The sequence below is a fragment of the Streptomyces sp. NRRL B-1347 genome, from assembly GCF_000720325.1.
Lineage (GTDB): Bacteria > Actinomycetota > Actinomycetes > Streptomycetales > Streptomycetaceae > Streptomyces.
In genome coordinates, this window is the sequence record NZ_JOJM01000215.1 from 1 (window position 1) to 2,748 (window position 2,748).

The following is a 2,748-nucleotide window of genomic DNA, read 5'->3' on the forward strand; positions in this document are numbered from 1 at the left end:
GGCGTCTCACACACCTGCGCCGCCAACAACTCCGTCAACGACACCTCAGGAACAGAACGACCAGTGTCGTTCCACCCACGCACCAGACGATCCCGCTCCGCCTCGGGCAGAACCGAAATCTGGTGCAGACGCAGGCCCTCGGCCTCGCCTTCCAGCGCCGTGACGATGCTCTCGGCCGCAGCGCCGACCAGGCCACACACCGAGTCCGCGTCAATCGGAGCACTCGCCTGCACCGTCAGACCGAAGGCTTCGCCGGTGTCATCCACCGACACCGTCAGCGGGTAGTTCGTCCGCTCACGGGTGTAGACGATGTCTACACCTCCGAGCTCGAGGCCCATCTCCTCACGCGGACGGTCGTTGTGGCGGTAGTTGAGGAGGGAGGTGAACAGCGGGGTCTCCGCTGCGAGATCGGCCGCCTGCTGGGCAAGCGTGAGCGGAGCGTGCTCGTGGACGAGGAGGTCGGCGAGCTGCTTCTGCATGCCCCGCACGGCCTCACTCACCGAGACCTCGCCGGTGGGCACACGTACGGGCAGCGTGTTGATGAACAGACCCGGCGTACGGTCCGCACCGGCGCCCGCCTGCATACGGCCGAACAGCACACTGCCGAACACGACGTCATCGCGGCCTGAGGTCACCGCGGCAACCCGGGCCCACACCAGGTGGAACAGCGTGGCGGGGCTGACGCCCAGACGTCGCGCCTGCTCCCGCAGACGCACAGCGAGACCCGCGTCCAGCATGGTCGACGCCTCGGCGACGTCCGAACCGTCACCGTGCACGTCCAGCAACCCGAACGGCGCCGTCGGCTCGCTCACGCCGTCGAGCAGCTCACCGAAGAACCGCTCATGCTCCGCACGCGACACACCCAGACGTGCCTGCGCCACGAACTCCCGGAACGGAACCGGCACGGGCAGAGACGCCGCGTCGCCGCCGAGCAACGCACGCACCTCACCCAGAAGCACGGCCAGAGCGGTGTGGTCCTGGACCAGGTGATGGACCTGCAGGGCGAGCAGCCAGCGGTCGCTGCCCGGCTCCGCCGCGACGGTGACCCGCAGCAGCGGAGCCTGTCGAATGTCCATGGAGGGGCTGCACAGGGACAGCAGCGCCTGCGCCAAGTCCCCTTCATGGCCCGCGAGGTTGACCTCAGTCACGGGGATGCCGGCGTGCCGGACCACGACCTGCACCGGCTCGCGCAGGCCGTCCCACGCGAAGCCCGTACGGAGGATGTCGTGCCGGTCCACGACAGCCTGCAACGCCCCGAGGAACTGGTCAACACGCTCCCGCGCATCGAAGCCGAGCACCGTCGGCAGCACGTACACGTCCGCGCCGGACTCACCACCCAGCACGGAGTGGAAGAAGATGCCTTCCTGCAATGGAGCGAGGGGGTAGATGTCGGCGATGTTCGCCGCACCGCCCTCGACCCGGGCCGAGATACGCTCGATCTCCTGCGCCGACAGCTCCACCAGCGGCAGCCAGCGACACCGCGAGGAGCGAATGGCCGCCCAGCTCGAAGAAGTTGTCGTCGACACCCACGCTCGGAACGCCGAGTACCTCGGCGAACACCGCGCACAGGATCTCCTCCCGCACACCCGACGGAGCCCGCCCCACCGACACGGTGTACTCCGGCGCGGGCAGCGCGCGGCGGTCGAGCTTGCCGTTGACCGTCAGCGGCAGTGCGTCAAGGACCACCATCGCTGCCGGAACCATGTACTCCGGCAGCAGACCACCGACATGTGCCCTCAGTACCGCCGTGTCCGCCGTGTCACCGGAAGCGGCCGGGACGGCGTACGCGACGAGGCGCTTGTCCCCCGGCGCGTCCTCGCGCACCAGTACCGCGGCCTGGGCCACGGCGGGGTGGGATTCCAACGCCGCCTCGATCTCGCCGAGTTCGATACGGAAGCCACGGACCTTGACCTGGTCATCCGCACGCCCCAGGAACTCCAGGTTCCCGTCCGCACACCAACGCACCACATCACCCGTGCGATACATCCGCTCACCCGCCGACCCGAACGGACAGGCCACGAAACGCTCCGCGGACAGCCCCGGACGACCCAGATACCCACGGGCCAGCTGCGCGCCCGCGACATACAACTCACCCGCAACACCCACCGGCACCGGCCGCAGATCCGAACCCAGCACAAACACCCGCAGATTCGGGATACCCACACCGATCACACTGCCCGCACCACCAGCCACCACAGCCTCATCCAAAGCCATGTAGCTCACATGCACAGTCGTCTCAGTGATGCCAAGCTCACATGCACAGTCGTCTCAGTGATGCCATACATGTTCACCAGCACCGGCGCATCCGCCGCATGCCGCACATACCACTCCCGCAACCGCGACAGATCCAACGCCTCACCACCGAACACCACACACCGCAACACCAGACGCTCACCCAACGACGGCTCCCGCACCTCAGCCGCCATCAACTGATAGAACGCCGACGGCGTCTGATTCAAAACCGTCACACGCTCCGCGACCAGCAACTCCAAAAACTCACGCGGAGAACGCGACACCTCACGCGGCACCACCACAAGACGCCCACCATGCAGCAGCGCCCCCCACAACTCCCACACCGAGAAATCAAACGCGAACGAATGGAACCACGCCCACACATCCCCCGCACCAAACCCGAACCAGCCATCCGTCCCACCAAACAGCGCCACCACATTCCCATGCGGAACCGCCACACCCTTCGGACGCCCCGTCGAACCCGACGTATAAATCACATACGCCACATGCGACGGC

1 protein-coding gene and 1 pseudogene are annotated in these 2,748 nt (G+C 67.1%); both read right to left on the reverse strand.

Translation table 11 applies throughout. From position 1 onward, the window contains the following. On the reverse strand, positions 1-1,460 hold a 1,460-nt coding region (locus IG74_RS54050; protein ID WP_234334690.1), incomplete at its 3' end, for a condensation domain-containing protein. Between the two features lie 4 nt (positions 1,461-1,464). Beyond that, positions 1,465-2,748, reverse strand: a pseudogene (locus tag IG74_RS54985) (amino acid adenylation domain-containing protein); the annotation flags it as partial.